Genomic DNA, 21,878 nt, shown 5'->3' on the forward strand with positions numbered 1-21,878 from the left:
CCCTGTCGGGCAGCGCAGCTACTGATCTGGAAGAAGTAAAGTTAAGGTAGTTCAAGCTGCATCGTCAAACACAGGCAAATGCTCCATAACCGTCAAGGTTATAGGGACAAGCCTTACGGGCAATTAGTATCAGTTAGCTTAATGCATTACTGCACTTCCACACCTGACCTATCAACGTCCTGGTCTCGAACGACCCTTCAAAGAGCTCAAGGCTCTGGGAAATCTCATCTCAAGGCAAGTTTCCCGCTTAGATGCTTTCAGCGGTTATCTCTTCCGAACTTAGCTACCCGGCAATGCCACTGGCGTGACAACCGGTACACCAGAGGTTCGTCCACTCCGGTCCTCTCGTACTAGGAGCAGCCCCCTTCAAATTTCCAACGCCCACGGCAGATAGGGACCAAACTGTCTCACGACGTTTTAAACCCAGCTCACGTACCACTTTAAATGGCGAACAGCCATACCCTTGGGACCGGCTACAGCCCCAGGATGTGATGAGCCGACATCGAGGTGCCAAACTCCCCCGTCGATATGAACTCTTGGGAGGAATCAGCCTGTTATCCCCAGAGTACCTTTTATCCGTTGAGCGATGGCCCTTCCATACAGAACCACCGGATCACTATGTCCTACTTTCGTACCTGCTCGACTTGTCGGTCTCGCAGTTAAGCACGCTTATGCCATTGCACTATTAGCACGATGTCCGACCGTACCTAGCGTACCTTCGAACTCCTCCGTTACACTTTAGGAGGAGACCGCCCCAGTCAAACTGCCTACCATGCACTGTCCCCGATCCGGATGACGGACCAAGGTTAGAACCTCAAATGAACCAGGGTGGTATTTCAAGGTTGGCTCCACGAGAACTGGCGTCCCCGCTTCAAAGCCTCCCACCTATCCTACACAGATTGATTCAAAGTCCAATGCAAAGCTACAGTAAAGGTTCATGGGGTCTTTCCGTCTAGCCGCGGGTAGATTGCATCATCACAAACATTTCAACTTCGCTGAGTCTCGGGAGGAGACAGTGTGGCCATCGTTACGCCATTCGTGCAGGTCGGAACTTACCCGACAAGGAATTTCGCTACCTTAGGACCGTTATAGTTACGGCCGCCGTTTACTGGGACTTCAATCAAGAGCTTGCACCCCATCATTTAATCTTCCAGCACCGGGCAGGCGTCACACCCTATACGTCCACTTTCGTGTTTGCAGAGTGCTGTGTTTTTATTAAACAGTCGCAGCCACCATTTTATTGCAACCCTTTCACCCTCATGGAGTAAACCATTCAAGCTACCGGGGCGTACCTTTTCCCGAAGTTACGGTACCAATTTGCCGAGTTCCTTCTCCCGAGTTCTCTCAAGCGCCTTAGAATACTCATCTCGCCCACCTGTGTCGGTTTGCGGTACGGTCTCGTATGACTGAAGCTTAGAGGCTTTTCTTGGAACCACTTCCGATTGCTTCGCAGCACATGGCCGCTCGTCCCGTTCCCTTGAATTATGTGCCCGGATTTGCCTAAGCACCTTCTATGAAACAGAAACTGACTATTCCAACAGTCAGACAACCTTCCGCGATCCGTCCCCCATCGCATCATACGACGGTGCAGGAATATTAACCTGCTTCCCATCAGCTACGCATCTCTGCCTCGCCTTAGGGGCCGACTCACCCTGCTCCGATGAACGTTGAACAGGAAACCTTGGGCTTACGGCGTGCGGGCTTTTCACCCGCATTATCGCTACTCATGTCAGCATTCGCACTTCTGATACCTCCAGCATCCTTTACAAGACACCTTCGCAGGCTTACAGAACGCTCTCCTACCATATCTATTGCTAGATATCCGCAGCTTCGGTGACTGGCTTAGCCCCGTTACATCTTCCGCGCAGGACGACTCGATCAGTGAGCTATTACGCTTTCTTTAAATGATGGCTGCTTCTAAGCCAACATCCTGACTGTTTTAGCCTTCCCACTTCGTTTTCCACTTAGCCAATCTTTGGGACCTTAGCTGGCGGTCTGGGTTGTTTCCCTCTTGACACCGGACGTTAGCACCCGATGTCTGTCTCCCAAGCTCGCACTCATCGGTATTCGGAGTTTGCAATGGTTTGGTAAGTCGCGATGACCCCCTAGCCATAACAGTGCTCTACCCCCGATGGTGATACTTGAGGCACTACCTAAATAGTTTTCGGAGAGAACCAGCTATTTCCAAGTTTGTTTAGCCTTTCACCCCTATCCACAGCTCATCCCCTAATTTTTCAACATTAGTGGGTTCGGTCCTCCAGTGCGTGTTACCGCACCTTCAACCTGGCCATGGATAGATCACTTGGTTTCGGGTCTACACCCAGCAACTAACGCCCTGTTCGGACTCGATTTCTCTGCGGCTCCCCTATTCGGTTAACCTCGCTACTGAATGTAAGTCGCTGACCCATTATACAAAAGGTACGCCGTCACGGAACAAGTCCGCTCCGACTGTTTGTATGCACACGGTTTCAGGATCTATTTCACTCCCCTCCCGGGGTTCTTTTCGCCTTTCCCTCACGGTACTGGTTCACTATCGGTCGATTACGAGTATTTAGCCTTGGAGGATGGTCCCCCCATGTTCAGACAGGATTTCTCGTGTCCCGCCCTACTTGTCGCATACTTAGTACCACCGGTCTGGTTTCGCGTACGGGGCTATCACCCACTATGGCGCCTATTTCCAGAGGCTTCCACTACCAGTCCGACTATCATATGCAGGCTCATCCCATTTCGCTCGCCACTACTTTGGGAATCTCGGTTGATTTCTTTTCCTGCAGCTACTTAGATGTTTCAGTTCGCCGCGTTCGCCTCACACACCTATGTATTCAGTGAGTGATACCCTGAAAGGGTGGGTTTCCCCATTCGGAAATCTTCGGATCAATGCTCGTTTGTCAGCTCCCCGAAGCTTATCGCAGACTTCTACGTCCTTCATCGCCTGTAATCGCCAAGGCATCCACCATGTGCACTTATTCACTTGTCCCTATAACCTTGACGGCTATCGGTATCAAGCATTTACTACTGTGTTTTGATGAGCTTTATTACTACCCTGAACATGCGATGTCTCGCACGTTCAATAAAACTTTACTTCTTCCAGATTATTAAAGAACGAAACAGCAGTGATCTCTAAAAGATCAAATCTAAATCTCGGGACTTAGATTTGACATCTCAAAAACGTGGTGGAGGATGACGGGATCGAACCGACGACCCCCTGCTTGCAAAGCAGGTGCTCTCCCAGCTGAGCTAATCCCCCTGGGGGTACTACGTGGTGGGTCTGGTTGGGCTCGAACCAACGACCCCCGCGTTATCAACACGGTGCTCTAACCAGCTGAGCTACAGACCCGCGCTACAACACGATTGCGGTACTACTGTTTCTTCTTCATTCGACAGTCGATAAGTGTGGACGTTTAATGAGCAAGGATTCCGAAGAACCGTGCCTACTCTAGAAAGGAGGTGATCCAGCCGCACCTTCCGATACGGCTACCTTGTTACGACTTCACCCCAGTCACGAATCCTACCGTGGTAAGCGCCCTCCTTGCGGTTAAGCTACCTACTTCTGGTAAAACCCGCTCCCATGGTGTGACGGGCGGTGTGTACAAGACCCGGGAACGTATTCACCGCGACATGCTGATCCGCGATTACTAGCGATTCCAACTTCATGCAGTCGAGTTGCAGACTACAATCCGGACTACGATACACTTTCTGGGATTAGCTCCCCCTCGCGGGTTGGCGGCCCTCTGTATGTACCATTGTATGACGTGTGAAGCCCTACCCATAAGGGCCATGAGGACTTGACGTCATCCCCACCTTCCTCCGGTTTGTCACCGGCAGTCTCATTAGAGTGCTCTTTCGTAGCAACTAATGACAAGGGTTGCGCTCGTTGCGGGACTTAACCCAACATCTCACGACACGAGCTGACGACAGCCATGCAGCACCTGTGTTACGGTTCTCTTTCGAGCACTCCCAAATCTCTCCGGGATTCCGTACATGTCAAGGGTAGGTAAGGTTTTTCGCGTTGCATCGAATTAATCCACATCATCCACCGCTTGTGCGGGTCCCCGTCAATTCCTTTGAGTTTTAATCTTGCGACCGTACTCCCCAGGCGGTCTACTTCACGCGTTAGCTGCGTTACTAAGTCAATTAAGACCCAACAACTAGTAGACATCGTTTAGGGCGTGGACTACCAGGGTATCTAATCCTGTTTGCTCCCCACGCTTTCGTGCATGAGCGTCAGTCTTGACCCAGGGGGCTGCCTTCGCCATCGGTGTTCCTCCACATCTCTACGCATTTCACTGCTACACGTGGAATTCTACCCCCCTCTGCCAAACTCTAGCCTTGCAGTCTCCATTGCCATTCCCAGGTTAAGCCCGGGGATTTCACAACAGACTTACAAAACCGCCTGCGCACGCTTTACGCCCAGTAATTCCGATTAACGCTTGCACCCTACGTATTACCGCGGCTGCTGGCACGTAGTTAGCCGGTGCTTATTCTTCAGGTACCGTCATGAGGCACGGATATTAGCCGTACCCTTTTCTTCCCTGACAAAAGAGCTTTACAACCCGAAGGCCTTCTTCACTCACGCGGCATTGCTGGATCAGGGTTGCCCCCATTGTCCAAAATTCCCCACTGCTGCCTCCCGTAGGAGTCTGGACCGTGTCTCAGTTCCAGTGTGGCTGGTCGTCCTCTCAGACCAGCTACTGATCGTCGCCTTGGTGAGCCTTTACCTCACCAACTAGCTAATCAGATATCGGCCGCTCCAGGAGCACAAGGCCTTGCGGTCCCCTGCTTTCATCCATAGATCGTATGCGGTATTAGCGTAACTTTCGCTACGTTATCCCCCACTCTTGGGCACGTTCCGATATATTACTCACCCGTTCGCCACTCGTCAGCGGAGCAAGCTCCCTGTTACCGTTCGACTTGCATGTGTAAAGCATGCCGCCAGCGTTCAATCTGAGCCAGGATCAAACTCTTCAGTTTAATCTCTGTTTAAAGTCATTGCTGACTTGGTCGCCCATTCAAAATACTGACGAACCCTCTTGCGAAGGTTACGTTTATTTCTTATGAGCGTTTGATGCTATATTTTGAGCTGTCGGGACCGAAGTCCCGGGCACATCATCAAACGCCCACACTTATCGACTGTTGATTGTTAAAGAATTCTGCGCTTTTCAGCGATTCTGCTAGTTCGACAAAGCGTTGTGTTTGTCAGCAGAGGAGCGAGATTATCTGGTGTTTCGCGATAACCGTCAAGCTTCTTTTTGCCCCGCTTCAACTTGCCGCTGCCACTTTCGTGCCAACGCGTTGCTGCGAGGGACAGAACTATAGCAAACACCCCGGCTGTCTGCAAGCCCTATCGTTCCGATACTCTCACTTTTCGCCCGCGCCCGTCTGCTTCCACCTGCTCCCTTGTGAACGGCAGGGGAAAGAGTTGCTTCGCCACGTACAGGGGCAACTGGTCGGAATGGTAAGGCGAGGCCGGGTCGGTCGACTGGCCATAGGTCAGCAGCCCGCGCGCCACTGGGCCCCGGTCATCGAAGGCAACTAACTGGATATAGCTCGCTCCCCACGCCACGCCGAGGTATCCCTGCTCCGTCAACCCGGTTTTCATGTGCAGTGCGTTATAGACGCCGTCTACATCGCCGATTCCCCCATGGATGGGGTACCGGGTGCCATTGCGCACTTCCACCTGGTGTTCGCCCAGTGGACCATCGAGCGGCACTGCGACTTCCTGCAACTGCAGCGCCGCCGCACGCAATGCGGCCAGCATGGGCGCGACCGCTGTTGCTGCCACGCCGCGCGGCGTGTGTACAGGATCGGCCGGATCGAACGGCACGGCCCATTTGTCGGGGATGTCTTTCGCTTGCAGCCAGAATTCACGGAACAGGATTGCGCCCCGGCTATCCAGGTTCACTTTCCTGTCCCAGTTTTCCAGCGCGGCACACGCCGCGGCGAGCGTTTGATCCGACGTGCCGCGGCATCCGGCAAGCAGGTCGGGCAATACCAGCTCCGCGGCGTGAACGCGATTTGAAAACAGCAGTGCCTGCAGGTCATCGATGCTCAGCCGGCCACGCTCGGCCAGCAAGCCATCCAGCTGGACGAACCCCAGCCGGGTGCGCAGGTGCTGCGGTACACCGACCGGCCCATACAGCGGTGAGTATCCGCTCCCGGGGCCGATCAGCAATTGACGGCTGTTCGTGAGCCAGTAACCGTCATTCGAATTCGACACATAATCGCGGCGCGCCAGCGACGGTGCGTTGACGCTGCCGAAAATCCCCGGTGGCGCATCGGCATCCCGCCCCCAGTGACAGGCCTGGCGCGACCCGTCGAATGTCAGCAGCGGTGGAATCAGCAGGCAGCCGGATGCGAACTGTTCCGCCGTGACATGCGGCACCACGCTGTAGTCGGCGAAGATCGCGTTGCCATGCCGGTCGGCCGCAACGGTATTGACCCAGGCCAGCCCCATCGTGCGGGCAAGCGCCGCCTGCAGTGCCGGGGCGCTATCCGCCTTGCCCATCGCGATCCATTGATCGATCAGGCGCGTGTTGTAGCGATTGGGGTCGCCGAGCACCAGCATGCCGCCGGGTCCGAGCGGCAGGTTCGCCACCGCCATCGGCATGCCCAGGGGCGTCTCGCGGAAGACCCGGCGCCGCGTGCCCAGCGTGCCATCGGGCTGCAACGACTGGACTTCGATTGTCCGCTCCGACATCCTTACCGGCACGCCATCCACCAGATAGGTCAAGCCAGTGGGATCGGCGGCATCCAGCTGCAGCCGGAACGTGGTGAAATGCGCGGCCTTCGTTACCGTGTGCGTCCACGCCACATCCTTGTTGAAGCCGATGACGACGATCGGTATGCCGCCCAGGCTCACGCCCATCGCGTCATACACGCCCGGAATGGTCAGGTGCACCTGGTAGAAACGGTCCGTGCTGAACCACGGATAATGAGGGTTGGCCATCAGCATTCCCTTGCCATTCTCCGTGGCCTCCGCACCCAATGCGATGGCGTTGCTGCCCAGGCCACCGCTTGTCCAGCTGATCGAAGGCAGGTCGATGGCAGCCTGACTTGCGGGCTCGTCGCGTGCGGCCGCCAGGATCTGGTCCGGGAACAACTGGCCGGAAGCATGCAGCGCTTTCTCCGCGATCAGCAGGTAGACATCCTCCACCGTGATCGGCTTGACCCAGGGGGCGTCGCGGCAAGCCGCGGGCCGGTCGGCCACATGCTCCCGCAGATAGCGGTTGTATCCCGCCACATACCCGGCCAGCAGCGCCGCTCCCTCGGCACTGCCATTCGCGTAGCCCGCGCGCAGCCGGACCGGATCGAGGTAAGCCTTGAAGAAGAAATCGCTGTCCTCGTTACGCAGGTTGAAATTGTGCTCGTCGAGATAATCGATGACGACGCTGTATTCGCCATCGGTGGCGGTGGGCAAGGCATTGCCGCCGAAGTAGCGGGATCGCTCGCCACGCACGGTGAGGAAGCTGTCGGCCAGCATGCACAGATTATCCTGCGCATAGGCATAGGCAAGGCCAAAGCCGAGGCTGGTAAAATCGTTCGCCCGGATGTGCACGACGCCGTAGGAAGTGCGCGTCAGTTCGGCGCTCAGTCCGGCGTGCGGGGTACCGCCTCCCCCGCCATGCGTGCCCCCGTGATCATCTCCACGGTTGCTCCCATCACAGCCCACGAGCAGCCAGAACAGTATTGCGAGCGTCGATATCCGCATGATAACCCCCACGAGATCCAATCCATCATGGGGAAGAAGGCGGCGGCGATTTTGAGCGCCCTCAAACTTGCGCAAGCGACTTGTCGCTTGACAGTCACCTGCGCGTGGACATGTACGGACCTTATCGTTCCGTCAGTACCTGCGAACCGATGCGCGCGGCCTTGATCTGCGCCTCGGTGAACGGCAGCGACGGCAGGCGCTTCTGCGTGAACAGCGGCAACTGGTCGGCATACCACGAGGACTGCGGGTTGACCGACTGGCCGTAGACCAGCAGCCCCTTCGCCACCGGACCCGAATTATCGAAGCCCACCAGCTGGATATAGCTGGTGCCCCATTCGACATCCCGGTATCCCGACGACGTCAGGTCGCCCCGCATGTGCAAGGTGCTGTACGTGCCGTCTTCATCGCCCTGTCCGCCATGGAGTGCATGACGTTTGTTGTTGCGCGTCTCCGTCTGGTAGTCGCCCAGCCGGCCATACAACGGTACGCCTGCCCCCTGCAGCTTGGCGCTCGCGGTGCGCAGCGCCGCCAGCAATGCGGGTTCTGCGGCGGCCGCGACCCCGCGCGGCGTGTTCAACGGATCGGCCGGATTGAACGGCACCGACCACAGGTCCGGCGTCGTCCGCGCCACGTTCCAGAATTCGCGGAACAGCACGGCACCGCGGCTGTCGACATCCGCCTTCCTGTCCCATGTGGCCAGCGCCGCACACGGTGCGAGCAGCCGTACATCGAGCGCCTTCATGCAGGCCCTGACCAGCGCCGGCATCACCAGTTCCGCCGCATACACGCGGTTCGTGAACATCAGTTCCTGCAGGTCATCCATGCGCAGGAACTGCCGCTGCTCCAGCAGGCTTTCGATCTGCGTGAAGCCGATGCGGGTGCGCAGCGACTGCACGGCGCCGGCCTGGCCATACAGCGGCGAATATCCGAACGGGCCGGGCCCGGTCAGCGGCTCCCTGGCATTGGTCAGCCAGTACGAATCGTTGGAGTTGCCCACGTAGTCCTGGCGAATCGTCGCCGGCGCGTTGGCTGCGCCGAACACACCCGCCGGCGCGTCATCGTCCTTGCCCCAGCCGCATTCGCTGCGCGTACCGTCGAATGCAAGCAGTTCGGGCACTAGCAGGCAACCGGAGATGAATTTGTCGGTGGTCACGTGCGGTACCACGCTGCCGTCGCTGTACAGCGTATCGCCGCGGCGGTCGGCCGCGATCGTGTTCACCCACGGCAGGCCCTTCACCGCGTGGATCGCACTTTGCAGTTCGTTCACATTGCCGGCCTGGCCCATCTTCAGCCACTGTTCGGTGAGGCGGGTATTGAACCGGTTTGCATCGCCGAGCACGAATGCGCTTTCGGCCGTCCATCCGATACCGGCCTGCGGCAATACGATCACCGCACCCTGGTGGCTGAAGTAGAACGTGCGTTTGCTCACCGACAACGAACCATCCGGTTGCAGCACGTCGACGCTGACGGTTTTTTCCGTCATCTTGCGCACCGCACCGTCATGGATATAAGTCGTTCCCGTGGGATCGGACGGATCGAGCGCCAGGCGGAATGTCGTGAAGTGCCGCGCGCTGGTGACGGTGTGCGACCACGCCACGTTCTTGTTGAAGCCGATCGCGACGACCGGCAGGCCACCAAGGCTGACACCCATCACGTCGTAACGCCCCGGAATGGTCAGGTGCAGCTGGTAGAAGCGGTCGGCGCTGCTCCACGGATAGTGCGGGTTACCCAGCAGGATGCCCTTCCCGTTCGCGCTGGCCTCGCTGCCGATCGCAAGCGCGTTGCTGCCCACGCCGGTCGGAATGCCGGTCGGCATCGCGGAGACTGCCTTCGGCATTGTCCGCGCCAGGCTTACCGGCTCGGCCGGATCGCGCGACGCGCCGACTATGGCAGCGGCGAGCGCTTCGCCACTCGCATGGATCGCCTTTTCGGCAATCAGCAGGTAAACGTCATCGGCGGTGATCGGCTTTACCCAGGCGGCGGCATTGCAGGCCGCCGGCAGCCGTCCCTTCCTATCCTTCAGGTAACGGTTATATCCGTCAGCAAAACCGGCAAGCAGTTCGCGTACATCGGCCGAACCGGCAGCATAGCCGGCACGTAACTGGTCGAGGTCGAGATAAGCCTTGAAGAAAAAGTCGCTTTGCTCGTTCGGCAGCTTGAAGAAGGTGTCCATCGCGGCGCCATACTCGCCATTCTTCGGCTGGGTTGCGAAAACGGCACCGCCGAAATAGCGCGAGCGTTCACCCCGCACCGTAAGCACTGTGTCGGCGAACATGCAGACGTTGTCTTCCGCGTAGGCATACGCGGCACCGTATCCCAGGCTGCGGTAGTCGGTGGCCTTGACATGCACGACACCATTCGTCGTGCGCGTTACCTCACTGCGGACCGGGGCGGCAGCCGTGGAATAGCCGGAAACGAGAAGCGCGGCCAGTATTGAAACATTCGAGAGTTTCATTAATCCTCCAGATACATCGTTATTAAAATTTGTATCTGGAGGATATCAGGCGGCTATTGTCCTCTAAGGAAGCACTTGCAAATAAATATTTTTCACACAACACGGACCGATCCGGCAGTAGTGTGACGGGATAATTTCATTGCATGGCGCATTGTATTTGGCGAAATGCTGCGGTTAGAGAAACATTATATGGATTTCTGTTTGGAATTAATTGGATTTTTAAGGAAATATTCTTTTATTTAAAGAATTTAATATTGCCTGGAGAGCGCCCAGGGAGAATCGTGGCAAGTGCATCACGACTATGGTGTGGTGAAAAGCACGAAAACAAAGCTGAACACTGGCCGCCGAGCATAGGTGCCAGACACTTTTTCCCAAGGAGGTTCCCCCTGCGTTCGGCCATGCAAAGCAAAAAACCCCGCCAGCGATCGCTAACGGGGGTTTTCTATATAACCGCCTGATTGAACCCACTTTCACACTGGTTGCAGTAGCGAAGCCCGGCAATGCTGGGCTGAGCAATCGGCGCGATTAATCAGCAATACCCGGCGGAGCACAAAAACCATGGCAGCGAACCAGTCCGCAGCGCCCTGCTGAAGAAGCGCTCCAAAGCAAAAAACCCCCACCAGATTCATCTGGTGGGGGTTTCTCTATATAACAGCCTGACGATAACCTACTTTCACACTGGTTGCAGCACTATCATCGGCGCAAAGTCGTTTCACGGTCCTGTGAGTGGAGCGACGTCGGGCAATGCCCGGCGGAGCACAAAAACCATGGACAGCGAGCCCAGTCCGCAGCGTCCTGCTGAAGCAGCGCCCCCAAAGCAAAAAACCCCCATCTGCACTGAACGCGATCTTGAGCGCGTTCAGGCTGATGGGGGTTTTTCTATATAACAGCCTGACGATAACCTACTTTCACACTGGTTGCAGCACTATCATCGGCGCAAAGTCGTTTCACGGTCCTGTTCGGGATGGGAAGGGGTGGGACCGACTTGCTATGGTCATCAGGCATGACTTGTACGTAGCGTCGCTCCCTGTCGGGCAGCGCAGCTACTAATCTGGAAGAAGTAAAGTTAGGGTAGTTCAAGCTGCATCATCAAACACAGGCAAATGCTCCATAACCGTCAAGGTTATAGGGACAAGCCTTACGGGCAATTAGTATCAGTTAGCTTAATGCATTACTGCACTTCCACACCTGACCTATCAACGTCCTGGTCTCGAACGACCCTTCAAAGAGCTCAAGGCTCTGGGAAATCTCATCTCAAGGCAAGTTTCCCGCTTAGATGCTTTCAGCGGTTATCTCTTCCGAACTTAGCTACCCGGCAATGCCACTGGCGTGACAACCGGTACACCAGAGGTTCGTCCACTCCGGTCCTCTCGTACTAGGAGCAGCCCCCTTCAAATTTCCAACGCCCACGGCAGATAGGGACCAAACTGTCTCACGACGTTTTAAACCCAGCTCACGTACCACTTTAAATGGCGAACAGCCATACCCTTGGGACCGGCTACAGCCCCAGGATGTGATGAGCCGACATCGAGGTGCCAAACTCCCCCGTCGATATGAACTCTTGGGAGGAATCAGCCTGTTATCCCCAGAGTACCTTTTATCCGTTGAGCGATGGCCCTTCCATACAGAACCACCGGATCACTATGTCCTACTTTCGTACCTGCTCGACTTGTCGGTCTCGCAGTTAAGCACGCTTATGCCATTGCACTATTAGCACGATGTCCGACCGTACCTAGCGTACCTTCGAACTCCTCCGTTACACTTTAGGAGGAGACCGCCCCAGTCAAACTGCCTACCATGCACTGTCCCCGATCCGGATAACGGACCAAGGTTAGAACCTCAAATGAACCAGGGTGGTATTTCAAGGTTGGCTCCACGAGAACTGGCGTCCCCGCTTCAAAGCCTCCCACCTATCCTACACAGATTGATTCAAAGTCCAATGCAAAGCTACAGTAAAGGTTCATGGGGTCTTTCCGTCTAGCCGCGGGTAGATTGCATCATCACAAACATTTCAACTTCGCTGAGTCTCGGGAGGAGACAGTGTGGCCATCGTTACGCCATTCGTGCAGGTCGGAACTTACCCGACAAGGAATTTCGCTACCTTAGGACCGTTATAGTTACGGCCGCCGTTTACTGGGACTTCAATCAAGAGCTTGCACCCCATCATTTAATCTTCCAGCACCGGGCAGGCGTCACACCCTATACGTCCACTTTCGTGTTTGCAGAGTGCTGTGTTTTTATTAAACAGTCGCAGCCACCATTTTATTGCAACCCTTTCACCCTCATGGAGTAAACCATTCAAGCTACCGGGGCGTACCTTTTCCCGAAGTTACGGTACCAATTTGCCGAGTTCCTTCTCCCGAGTTCTCTCAAGCGCCTTAGAATACTCATCTCGCCCACCTGTGTCGGTTTGCGGTACGGTCTCGTATGACTGAAGCTTAGAGGCTTTTCTTGGAACCACTTCCGATTGCTTCGCAGCACTTGGCCGCTCGTCCCATTCCCTTGAATTATGTGCCCGGATTTGCCTAAGCACCTTCTATGAAACAGAAACTGACTATTCCAACAGTCAGACAACCTTCCGCGATCCGTCCCCCCATCGCATCATACGACGGTGCAGGAATATTAACCTGCTTCCCATCAGCTACGCATCTCTGCCTCGCCTTAGGGGCCGACTCACCCTGCTCCGATGAACGTTGAACAGGAAACCTTGGGCTTACGGCGTGCGGGCTTTTCACCCGCATTATCGCTACTCATGTCAGCATTCGCACTTCTGATACCTCCAGCATCCTTTACAAGACACCTTCGCAGGCTTACAGAACGCTCTCCTACCATATCTATTGCTAGATATCCGCAGCTTCGGTGACTGGCTTAGCCCCGTTACATCTTCCGCGCAGGACGACTCGATCAGTGAGCTATTACGCTTTCTTTAAATGATGGCTGCTTCTAAGCCAACATCCTGACTGTTTTAGCCTTCCCACTTCGTTTTCCACTTAGCCAATCTTTGGGACCTTAGCTGGCGGTCTGGGTTGTTTCCCTCTTGACACCGGACGTTAGCACCCGATGTCTGTCTCCCAAGCTCGCACTCATCGGTATTCGGAGTTTGCAATGGTTTGGTAAGTCGCGATGACCCCCTAGCCATAACAGTGCTCTACCCCCGATGGTGATACTTGAGGCACTACCTAAATAGTTTTCGGAGAGAACCAGCTATTTCCAAGTTTGTTTAGCCTTTCACCCCTATCCACAGCTCATCCCCTAATTTTTCAACATTAGTGGGTTCGGTCCTCCAGTGCGTGTTACCGCACCTTCAACCTGGCCATGGATAGATCACTTGGTTTCGGGTCTACACCCAGCAACTAACGCCCTGTTCGGACTCGATTTCTCTGCGGCTCCCCTATTCGGTTAACCTCGCTACTGAATGTAAGTCGCTGACCCATTATACAAAAGGTACGCCGTCACGGAACAAGTCCGCTCCGACTGTTTGTATGCACACGGTTTCAGGATCTATTTCACTCCCCTCCCGGGGTTCTTTTCGCCTTTCCCTCACGGTACTGGTTCACTATCGGTCGATTACGAGTATTTAGCCTTGGAGGATGGTCCCCCCATGTTCAGACAGGATTTCTCGTGTCCCGCCCTACTTGTCGCATACTTAGTACCACCGGTCTGGTTTCGCGTACGGGGCTATCACCCACTATGGCGCCTATTTCCAGAGGCTTCCACTACCAGTCCGACTATCATATGCAGGCTCATCCCATTTCGCTCGCCACTACTTTGGGAATCTCGGTTGATTTCTTTTCCTGCAGCTACTTAGATGTTTCAGTTCGCCGCGTTCGCCTCACACACCTATGTATTCAGTGAGTGATACCCTAAAAGGGTGGGTTTCCCCATTCGGAAATCTTCGGATCAATGCTCGTTTGTCAGCTCCCCGAAGCTTATCGCAGACTTCTACGTCCTTCATCGCCTGTAATCGCCAAGGCATCCACCATGTGCACTTATTCACTTGTCCCTATAACCTTGACGGCTATCGGTATCAAGCATTTACTACTGTGTTTTGATGAGCTTTATTACTACCCTGAACATGCGATGTCTCGCACATTCAATAAAACTTTACTTCTTCCAGATTGTTAAAGAACGAAACAGCAGTAGTCTCTAAAAGACTAAACATAAAAGTGAACTCGTCACGCTTACGTTTAATATCTTGAGTAGATGCGTTGGTGGAGGATGACGGGATCGAACCGACGACCCCCTGCTTGCAAAGCAGGTGCTCTCCCAGCTGAGCTAATCCCCCAGGGATTTTCTTGTGCCTGATACGTGGTGGGTCTGGTTGGGCTCGAACCAACGACCCCCGCGTTATCAACACGGTGCTCTAACCAGCTGAGCTACAGACCCGCGCTACAACACGATTGCGGTACTACTGTTTCTTCTTCATTCGACAGTCGATAAGTGTGGACGTTTAATGAGCAAGGGTTCCGAAGAACCGTGCCTACTCTAGAAAGGAGGTGATCCAGCCGCACCTTCCGATACGGCTACCTTGTTACGACTTCACCCCAGTCACGAATCCTACCGTGGTAAGCGCCCTCCTTGCGGTTAAGCTACCTACTTCTGGTAAAACCCGCTCCCATGGTGTGACGGGCGGTGTGTACAAGACCCGGGAACGTATTCACCGCGACATGCTGATCCGCGATTACTAGCGATTCCAACTTCATGCAGTCGAGTTGCAGACTACAATCCGGACTACGATACACTTTCTGGGATTAGCTCCCCCTCGCGGGTTGGCGGCCCTCTGTATGTACCATTGTATGACGTGTGAAGCCCTACCCATAAGGGCCATGAGGACTTGACGTCATCCCCACCTTCCTCCGGTTTGTCACCGGCAGTCTCATTAGAGTGCTCTTTCGTAGCAACTAATGACAAGGGTTGCGCTCGTTGCGGGACTTAACCCAACATCTCACGACACGAGCTGACGACAGCCATGCAGCACCTGTGTTACGGTTCTCTTTCGAGCACTCCCAAATCTCTCCGGGATTCCGTACATGTCAAGGGTAGGTAAGGTTTTTCGCGTTGCATCGAATTAATCCACATCATCCACCGCTTGTGCGGGTCCCCGTCAATTCCTTTGAGTTTTAATCTTGCGACCGTACTCCCCAGGCGGTCTACTTCACGCGTTAGCTGCGTTACTAAGTCAATTAAGACCCAACAACTAGTAGACATCGTTTAGGGCGTGGACTACCAGGGTATCTAATCCTGTTTGCTCCCCACGCTTTCGTGCATGAGCGTCAGTCTTGACCCAGGGGGCTGCCTTCGCCATCGGTGTTCCTCCACATCTCTACGCATTTCACTGCTACACGTGGAATTCTACCCCCCTCTGCCAAACTCTAGCCTTGCAGTCTCCATTGCCATTCCCAGGTTAAGCCCGGGGATTTCACAACAGACTTACAAAACCGCCTGCGCACGCTTTACGCCCAGTAATTCCGATTAACGCTTGCACCCTACGTATTACCGCGGCTGCTGGCACGTAGTTAGCCGGTGCTTATTCTTCAGGTACCGTCATGAGGCACGGATATTAGCCGTACCCTTTTCTTCCCTGACAAAAGAGCTTTACAACCCGAAGGCCTTCTTCACTCACGCGGCATTGCTGGATCAGGGTTGCCCCCATTGTCCAAAATTCCCCACTGCTGCCTCCCGTAGGAGTCTGGACCGTGTCTCAGTTCCAGTGTGGCTGGTCGTCCTCTCAGACCAGCTACTGATCGTCGCCTTGGTGAGCCTTTACCTCACCAACTAGCTAATCAGATATCGGCCGCTCCAGGAGCATGAGGTCTTGCGATCCCCCACTTTCATCCTTAGATCGTATGCGGTATTAGCGTAACTTTCGCTACGTTATCCCCCACTCTTGGGCACGTTCCGATATATTACTCACCCGTTCGCCACTCGTCAGCGGAGCAAGCTCCCTGTTACCGTTCGACTTGCATGTGTAAAGCATGCCGCCAGCGTTCAATCTGAGCCAGGATCAAACTCTTCAGTTTAATCTCTGTTTAAAGTCATTGCTGACTTGTCTTGAATTCCCACCATTGGCGGAAATTCACTCTCAAGATACTGACGAACCTCCTTGCGAAGGTTACGTTTATTTCTTGTGAGCGTTTGATGCTATATTTTGAGCTGTCGGGGCCGAAGCCCCGGGCACATCATCAAACGCCCACACTTATCGACTGTTGATTGTTAAAGAATTCTGCGCTTTTCAGCGATTCTGCCTGGTTGACAAAGCGTTGTGTTTGTCAGCAGAGGAGCGAGATTATCTGGTGTTTCGCGATAACCGTCAAGCTTCTTTTTGCCCCGCTTCAACTTACCGCTGCCACTTTCGTGCCAACGCGTTGCTGCGAGGGACAGAACTATATCAAAGCCCCTCGAAGTTTGGCAAGCGCTTTTCGAGGAACGCATGCATGCCTTCGCGCTGGGCCGGCGTGCCGAACGCGGCATGGAACAAACGGCGTTCGTAACGCACGCCCTCCGTCAGCGGCACTTCATAGGCGACATTCACTGCTTCCTTGATCTGCATGGCCACTGACAGGGGCATCGAAGCGATCGTTGCGGCGGCGGCCAACGCTTCTTCAAGCAGCTTGTCGGCAGGAACCACGCGCGACACCAGGCCTGAACGTTCCGCTTCCGCCGCATCAATGGTGCGTGCCGTCAGCAGCATGTCCATCGCTTTCGCCTTGCCGATCGCGCGCGGAAGGCGCTGCGTGGCGCCGGCACCCGGGGTGACGCCGATCTTGATTTCCGGCTGGCCGAACTTGGCCGTATCGGCAGCGATGACGAAATCGCACATCATCGCCAGTTCGCAGCCGCCACCCAGCGCATAGCCGGCCACGGCGCCGATCACCGGCGTGCGCACCTTCAGTATGTGTTCCCAGTTGCGCGTGATGTAATTGTCGCGGTAGGTATCCTGGTAGGTGTAATCGATCATCGCCGGAATATCGGCCCCTGCCGCGAAAGCCTTCTCGCTGCCGGTCAGCACGATGCAGCCGATCTGGGGATCCCTGTCGAATCCGGCAAGTGCCTCGCCAAGTTCGTTCATCATGCGGTCGTTCAGCGCATTGAGTGCTTTCGGCCGGTTCAGGCGGATCAGCGCCACTTTGCCGTGGACTTCGACGATCAGGTCTTCATATTGCATGCGTGCCTCCGGGACGGTTCGATCGGGCGATTGTAGCCTCATCGGCGCGCCGTTGCCATTGGCTGCTATGATCGGCGGCCGATGCCGCTCCCTCTCTTCTCCACGATCGCCGAACGCTGGCGCACCGATGCGCTGCTGGCGAATACCGATTTCCGCCGCTACTGGGCCAGCATGGTGCTGACGAGCTTCGGCTCGCAAATCGGGACGCTTGCGCTGCCGCTGTGCGCCGTATTGCTGCTCCATGCGACGCCGGCGCAGATGGGCATCCTGACCGCATGCCAGGCGATCCCGTTTGCTTTCCTCGCCCTGCCCGCCGGCGTGCTGCTCGACCGCAGCCGCAAGCTGCCGATCCTGCTGGCCAGTAAATCGGCCCAGGGCATTTCGCTTGCCTCCATTCCCGTTGCGTGGTGGTTCGACCTGCTGGGCATGCCGTGGCTGTATGCGGTGGCGGCCGTCCAGGGATCCTGCAATGTGATCGGCGGCGGCGCCGAACAGATTTATCTCACCCTGCTCGTGGGCCGCGACCGCATGGTGGATGCGCAGTCCCGCTTCGCCACCACGGATTCCATCTCCCGGCTGCTGGCGCCCGGTCTCGCGGGCATCCTGATCCAATGGCTGACCGCCCCCGTCGCGATCGTCGTCAACGCGGCCACGTTCTTCATCTCGGTGTGGAATGTCGCGCGCGTGAAAATGCGTGAAACGGTACCGCCGCGCAGCAACCGCCATCCGCTGCACGACGTCCGCGCCGGATTCGCCTTCATCTGGCGCCAGCCGCTGCTGCGCGCGCTGGCATGGGTGGCCGGCGCCTGGCATATCCTGTTCTATGGTTACTCGGCGCTGCTCGTGCTGTTCGCCACGCGCGAACTGGGCATGAGCGCGGGCACGCTGGGCATGGCGCAGATGCTGGGCGGGATTGGCGTATTCGTCAGTTCGCTGTTGCTGCGGCCGCTGAACCGGCACTACGGCGCCGGCATCACGATGATCATCGGCACGGCGTCGATGGCACTGGGCTTCGTGCTGATGCCGCTGATTCCGCGCGACCTGTTCGGCGATGCACGCTGCAGCGCGGCGGCCTACGCCGCTCTTGTATTCTGCTTCGACCTGGGGGCAATGCTGTTCTTCGTGCCCTACCAGGCACTGCGCCAGAAAGTGACGCCGGACGAAATGCTGGGCAGGATGATCTCCACCATGCGCTTCCTGACCGTGGCCGTGGCACCGCTGGGGGCCCTGGTCGCCGGTTACGCGGGCGACCATCTCGGCGTACGCCCGGCGTTGTATTGCATCGCCGTGGGCGGCGTGCTGCTGGCCGCCGGGGCCGTTTCGTCACGCCCGATCCGAAGCGTGCGCCCATGATGCCGGCGCGGATCTAGACTACCTATTGCCAACTTTGCAAGGGCGACCGTCATGTTCAAGAACATCCTGTTACCCACCGATGGCTCCGGCCTGTCGGTCAAGGCGACCGACACAGCGATCCGCTTCGCCCAGGTGCACGGCGCGCGCATCGTTTCCATCTGCGTCGCCCAGCCGTTCCCGTTCGTGCCGATGGCCGAGGGCGCCGTGGTGCCCGATACCGCGGTGTTCGAAACCCAGATCAACGCGGCCGCCAAGATCAATATCGACAAGGTGGCGGCCTCGTGCGCTGCGGCCGGCGTACCGTTCGAGGGGATCGTTACCGCATCCCACAGCCCTTATGAAGAGATTGTCGCCGCCGCGGAAAAGCACGGTTGCGACATCATCCTGATGGCCTCGCACGGCCGCAAGGGCTTGAACAAGCTGTTCCTCGGCAGCGAAACGCAAAAGGTGCTGGCGCACACGACACTGCCGGTACTCGTCCTGCGTTGATGAAGCAAGGACCGGCTTCTAGCGGGTCGGGCGTGGCAGCAGCACCCACACCTGCCCGCGCTGCTTCATCCAGCCCGCGTTCTCGGCTGCCTCGGTACCGAATCCAAAGAAGAAATCGACCCGGATGGCGCCCCGGATCGCGCCGCCCGTATCCTGCGCCATGACCAGCCGCTGCAGTGGAATCTCGCTGGCGGCCTGGGTGGTGGCCAGATACAGCGGCACGCCGGACGGAATCTGCGTCGTGTCCACCGCCACCGAGCGCTGCGGTGTCAACGGCACGCCCAGCGAGCCCTTCGGCCCCACATTCGGGTCCGGCAGCCGCTCTTCCCTGAAGAACACATAGCTCGGATTCACATTCAACAATTCCTGCTTGCGGGTGGGATGTCCGGCGATCCATGCCTTGATGCCCTGTGCCGACGCCTGCTCGGAGGTCAGCTCGCCCTGCTCGATCAGCCACTTGCCGATCGATTTATAGGGATGGCCGTTCTGGTCCGCGTAAGCCACGCGCACGGTCTCGCCCGTATCGAGCTGCACGCGGCCCGAGCCCTGCACTTCGAGGAAGAATGCTTCCACGGAGTCGTCGACCCACAGCAGTTCCTTGCCGCCGAAGGCCGAACGGGCGATTTCCTCGCGGCTGGCATACGGCACCACCTTCTTGCCCTGCAGGCGGCCGCGCAGCCGCTTGCCCTTCAGTTCCGGGTAGATGCCGGCGAGCTCGATCGTCAGCATGTCGTCCGGCACCTTGTATAGCGGCGTCTGGTACGGGCCTCCCTGCTTGCGGGCGCCGCGCAGCAGAGGCTCGTAGTATCCGGTCACCAGGCCGCTGTCGGCGCCGTCCGGCGCGACCACGCGGTGCGGCACCAGGAACGTTTCGAAGAACAGCCGCACCGCGCGCTCGTCGCTCCCGTTGACGGTGCGCGCGATCGTGCATGGCTCCTTCCAGTCCGCCCGCTTGCCGATCACGGAACACGACGACTGGAAGGCCGGCCAGGCCGCGCGCACGTCATCGCGCGACCAGCCCGGCAGGTCGGCAAACGAGCCGGGTACGAAGGCGGTCTTCGATGGCGGCACCGCCGGCTCGGCCGGAGACACGGACGGCTGGGGTGTCGGCTGACTGGATGGCTGGGAAGCGGGCTGGGAAGCTGCCTGGGAAGCGGGCTGGGGCGCGGGCGTTGTAACGCAACCGGCCAGCAGCGCCGCGAGCAAGGCGGTCCCGCCCGACAGGCGGATATTACGAGGTAGACTATGGCGTACAAAAATCATGGAGGCGGTATGTGGATTCTGATGGTCGAGGCATTCGTGGCGCTGTTCCTGCTCGTCTTCATCGTCTGGTGGACGATGCCGGGCAAGAAAAAGACGCCGCCGGCCAAGCGGCCGGACCAGCCCGACAAATGAGCGGATAAAAACGGATGATAATCGCTGGGGGCCGGCGCCGCGGGCCGGCGCTCAAGGTCGGCGCCGCAGGCCGGCGCCGGGGTAGGTACTGAAGGTCAATGCAGCGAGTGCGGCAGCGTCAGCACGAATTCCGGGATCTTCGCTTCGAACTGGTGGCCATCCTCGGCCACGCAGAAATATTCACCCACCATCGAGCCCTGCGGCGTCTGCAGCGCCGTGCCACTCGTGTATTCGAACTGTTCGCCCGGCTGCAGCAGCGGCTGGTGCCCTACCAAGCCGAGGCCGCGCACTTCCTGCACGTGGTTGTTCGCGTCGGTGATGATCCAGTGGCGCGAGATCAGCTGTGCCGCCACGGTGCCGGTGTTCTTGATCGTGATCGAGTAGGTGAACACGAAATTGGTGCGTTCGGGGTCGGACTGCTCGGGCAGGAACTGGGTCCTGACCGACACCGTGAATTCATATTGGGCCATCGGTATTCCTTTATTGCTGGGCAAATGTGCCGAAACTTCAAATGTAGCGTTTTATTAATACAGTTTCACATTGCACCGCAAATCCCGCACACATGCAAGCTGCACTCCGCAGAATACGGGGCGGCAGCGTAAAATAGCGGCTGACTTTTTGCTTATTCCTCTTTGCCACGCCTGTCATGACAACTTTCCGCATCGCCCCCAGCATCCTGTCCGCCGACTTCGCCCACCTGGGCGAGGAAGTCAAAAACGTCGTCGCCGCCGGTGCCGACATCATCCATTTCGACGTGATGGACAACCACTACGTGCCGAACCTCACGATCGGCCCGCTGGTCTGCCAGGCGATCCGCCCGCATGTGCAGGTGCCGATCGACGTGCACCTGATGGTCAAGCCCGTCGACCGCATCATTCCCGACTTCGCCAAGGCCGGCGCGAACATCATCACGTTCCACCCCGAGGCGTCCGAGCACATCGACCGCACGCTGCAGTTGATCCGCGACAACGGCTGCAAGGCCGGCCTCGTGTTCAATCCGGGCACGCCGCTGTCGTACCTGGAACACGTGATGGACAAGATCGACATGATCCTGATCATGTCGGTCAACCCGGGCTTCGGCGGCCAGTCGTTCATTCCGCAGGCGCTGAAGAAGATCGAGCAGGCGCGCCGCCTGATCGACGAATCGGGCCGCGACATCCTGCTGGAAGTCGACGGCGGCATCAAGATCGACAACATCGCCGCGGCTGCGAAAGCCGGTGCGGACACCTTCGTGGCCGGCTCGGCGATCTTCGGCCAGCCCGACTACAAGGCGGTCATCGACGCGATGCGCACCCAGCTGGCGGCGGTATAAG

9 protein-coding genes, 4 tRNA genes and 5 rRNA genes are annotated in these 21,878 nt (G+C 57.1%); 4 read left to right on the top strand and 14 right to left on the bottom strand.

Annotated elements, in window-relative coordinates; genetic code table 11:
* Positions 1 to 102: 102 nt before the first annotated feature.
* The 12 genes from GJV26_RS09885 to GJV26_RS09940 all read right to left on the bottom strand — a co-directional run bounded on the left by GJV26_RS09885 (position 103) and on the right by GJV26_RS09940 (position 17,328).
* Positions 103 to 2,977, bottom strand: a 23S ribosomal RNA gene (locus GJV26_RS09885).
* A gap of 194 nt (positions 2,978 to 3,171) precedes the next feature.
* A tRNA-Ala gene (locus GJV26_RS09890) sits at positions 3,172 to 3,247 on the bottom strand.
* Between the two features lie 13 nt (positions 3,248 to 3,260).
* Positions 3,261 to 3,337: transfer RNA gene (locus GJV26_RS09895), tRNA-Ile, on the bottom strand.
* Between the two features lie 103 nt (positions 3,338 to 3,440).
* Positions 3,441 to 4,971 (bottom strand): 16S ribosomal RNA (locus GJV26_RS09900).
* Together the 16S and 23S rRNA genes with 2 tRNA genes alongside form the textbook arrangement of a ribosomal RNA operon.
* Positions 4,972 to 5,341: 370 nt before the next feature.
* The gene (locus tag GJV26_RS09905; protein WP_155708670.1) at positions 5,342 to 7,708 is read right to left on the bottom strand and encodes a penicillin acylase family protein; all 2,367 of its coding nucleotides are present in this window, start codon (positions 7,706 to 7,708) and stop codon (positions 5,342 to 5,344) included.
* Positions 7,709 to 7,829: 121 nt separating this feature from the next.
* On the bottom strand, positions 7,830 to 10,163 hold the full coding sequence (locus GJV26_RS09910) for a penicillin acylase family protein (protein WP_155708671.1): 2,334 nt from the start codon (positions 10,161 to 10,163) through the stop codon (positions 7,830 to 7,832).
* Positions 10,164 to 11,052: 889 nt separating this feature from the next.
* Positions 11,053 to 11,165: ribosomal RNA gene (gene rrf / locus GJV26_RS09915) — 5S ribosomal RNA — on the bottom strand.
* Positions 11,166 to 11,290: 125 nt separating this feature from the next.
* Positions 11,291 to 14,166 (bottom strand): 23S ribosomal RNA (locus GJV26_RS09920).
* A 206-nt stretch (positions 14,167 to 14,372) separates the two neighbouring features.
* Positions 14,373 to 14,448: transfer RNA gene (locus GJV26_RS09925), tRNA-Ala, on the bottom strand.
* A gap of 24 nt (positions 14,449 to 14,472) precedes the next feature.
* Positions 14,473 to 14,549 (bottom strand) — tRNA-Ile (locus GJV26_RS09930).
* A gap of 103 nt (positions 14,550 to 14,652) precedes the next feature.
* Positions 14,653 to 16,183: ribosomal RNA gene (locus GJV26_RS09935) — 16S ribosomal RNA — on the bottom strand.
* A 368-nt stretch (positions 16,184 to 16,551) separates the two neighbouring features.
* Entirely contained in the window at positions 16,552 to 17,328 is a 777-nt protein-coding gene (locus tag GJV26_RS09940) for an enoyl-CoA hydratase (RefSeq protein ID WP_155708672.1), read from the bottom strand.
* A gap of 81 nt (positions 17,329 to 17,409) precedes the next feature.
* Between GJV26_RS09940 and GJV26_RS09945 the strand changes: the two genes are divergently transcribed.
* Positions 17,410 to 18,681, top strand: a complete 1,272-nt coding sequence (locus tag GJV26_RS09945; protein WP_229419244.1) for an MFS transporter — start codon at positions 17,410 to 17,412, stop codon at positions 18,679 to 18,681.
* Between the two features lie 51 nt (positions 18,682 to 18,732).
* Positions 18,733 to 19,170 carry a universal stress protein gene (locus tag GJV26_RS09950; RefSeq protein WP_155708673.1) on the top strand — a complete coding sequence of 146 codons (438 nt, stop codon included), beginning with the start codon at positions 18,733 to 18,735 and terminating at the stop codon, positions 19,168 to 19,170.
* 18 nt (positions 19,171 to 19,188) lie between these two features.
* On the opposite strand, the gene GJV26_RS09955 is transcribed toward GJV26_RS09950, so the two are convergent.
* Positions 19,189 to 20,433 carry an MltA domain-containing protein gene (locus GJV26_RS09955; RefSeq protein WP_155708674.1) on the bottom strand — a complete coding sequence of 415 codons (1,245 nt, stop codon included), beginning with the start codon at positions 20,431 to 20,433 and terminating at the stop codon, positions 19,189 to 19,191.
* A gap of 9 nt (positions 20,434 to 20,442) precedes the next feature.
* Between GJV26_RS09955 and GJV26_RS30445 the strand changes: the two genes are divergently transcribed.
* Entirely contained in the window at positions 20,443 to 20,565 is a 123-nt protein-coding gene (locus tag GJV26_RS30445) for a hypothetical protein (protein ID WP_260114801.1), read from the top strand.
* 95 nt (positions 20,566 to 20,660) lie between these two features.
* Here GJV26_RS30445 and apaG read toward each other — a convergent pair whose 3' ends face one another.
* Positions 20,661 to 21,035 (bottom strand): Co2+/Mg2+ efflux facilitator ApaG/CorD, encoded by a 375-nt coding sequence (gene apaG / locus GJV26_RS09960; protein ID WP_155708675.1) that lies wholly within the window; start codon positions 21,033 to 21,035, stop codon positions 20,661 to 20,663.
* 176 nt (positions 21,036 to 21,211) lie between these two features.
* Between apaG and rpe the strand changes: the two genes are divergently transcribed.
* Complete coding sequence (rpe, locus tag GJV26_RS09965; protein ID WP_155708676.1) at positions 21,212 to 21,877, top strand: ribulose-phosphate 3-epimerase; 666 nt, start codon at positions 21,212 to 21,214, stop codon at positions 21,875 to 21,877.
* Position 21,878: the final 1 nt, after the last annotated feature.

It is taken from the genome of Pseudoduganella dura (assembly GCF_009727155.1).
Classification (GTDB): domain Bacteria; phylum Pseudomonadota; class Gammaproteobacteria; order Burkholderiales; family Burkholderiaceae_D; genus Rugamonas; species Rugamonas dura.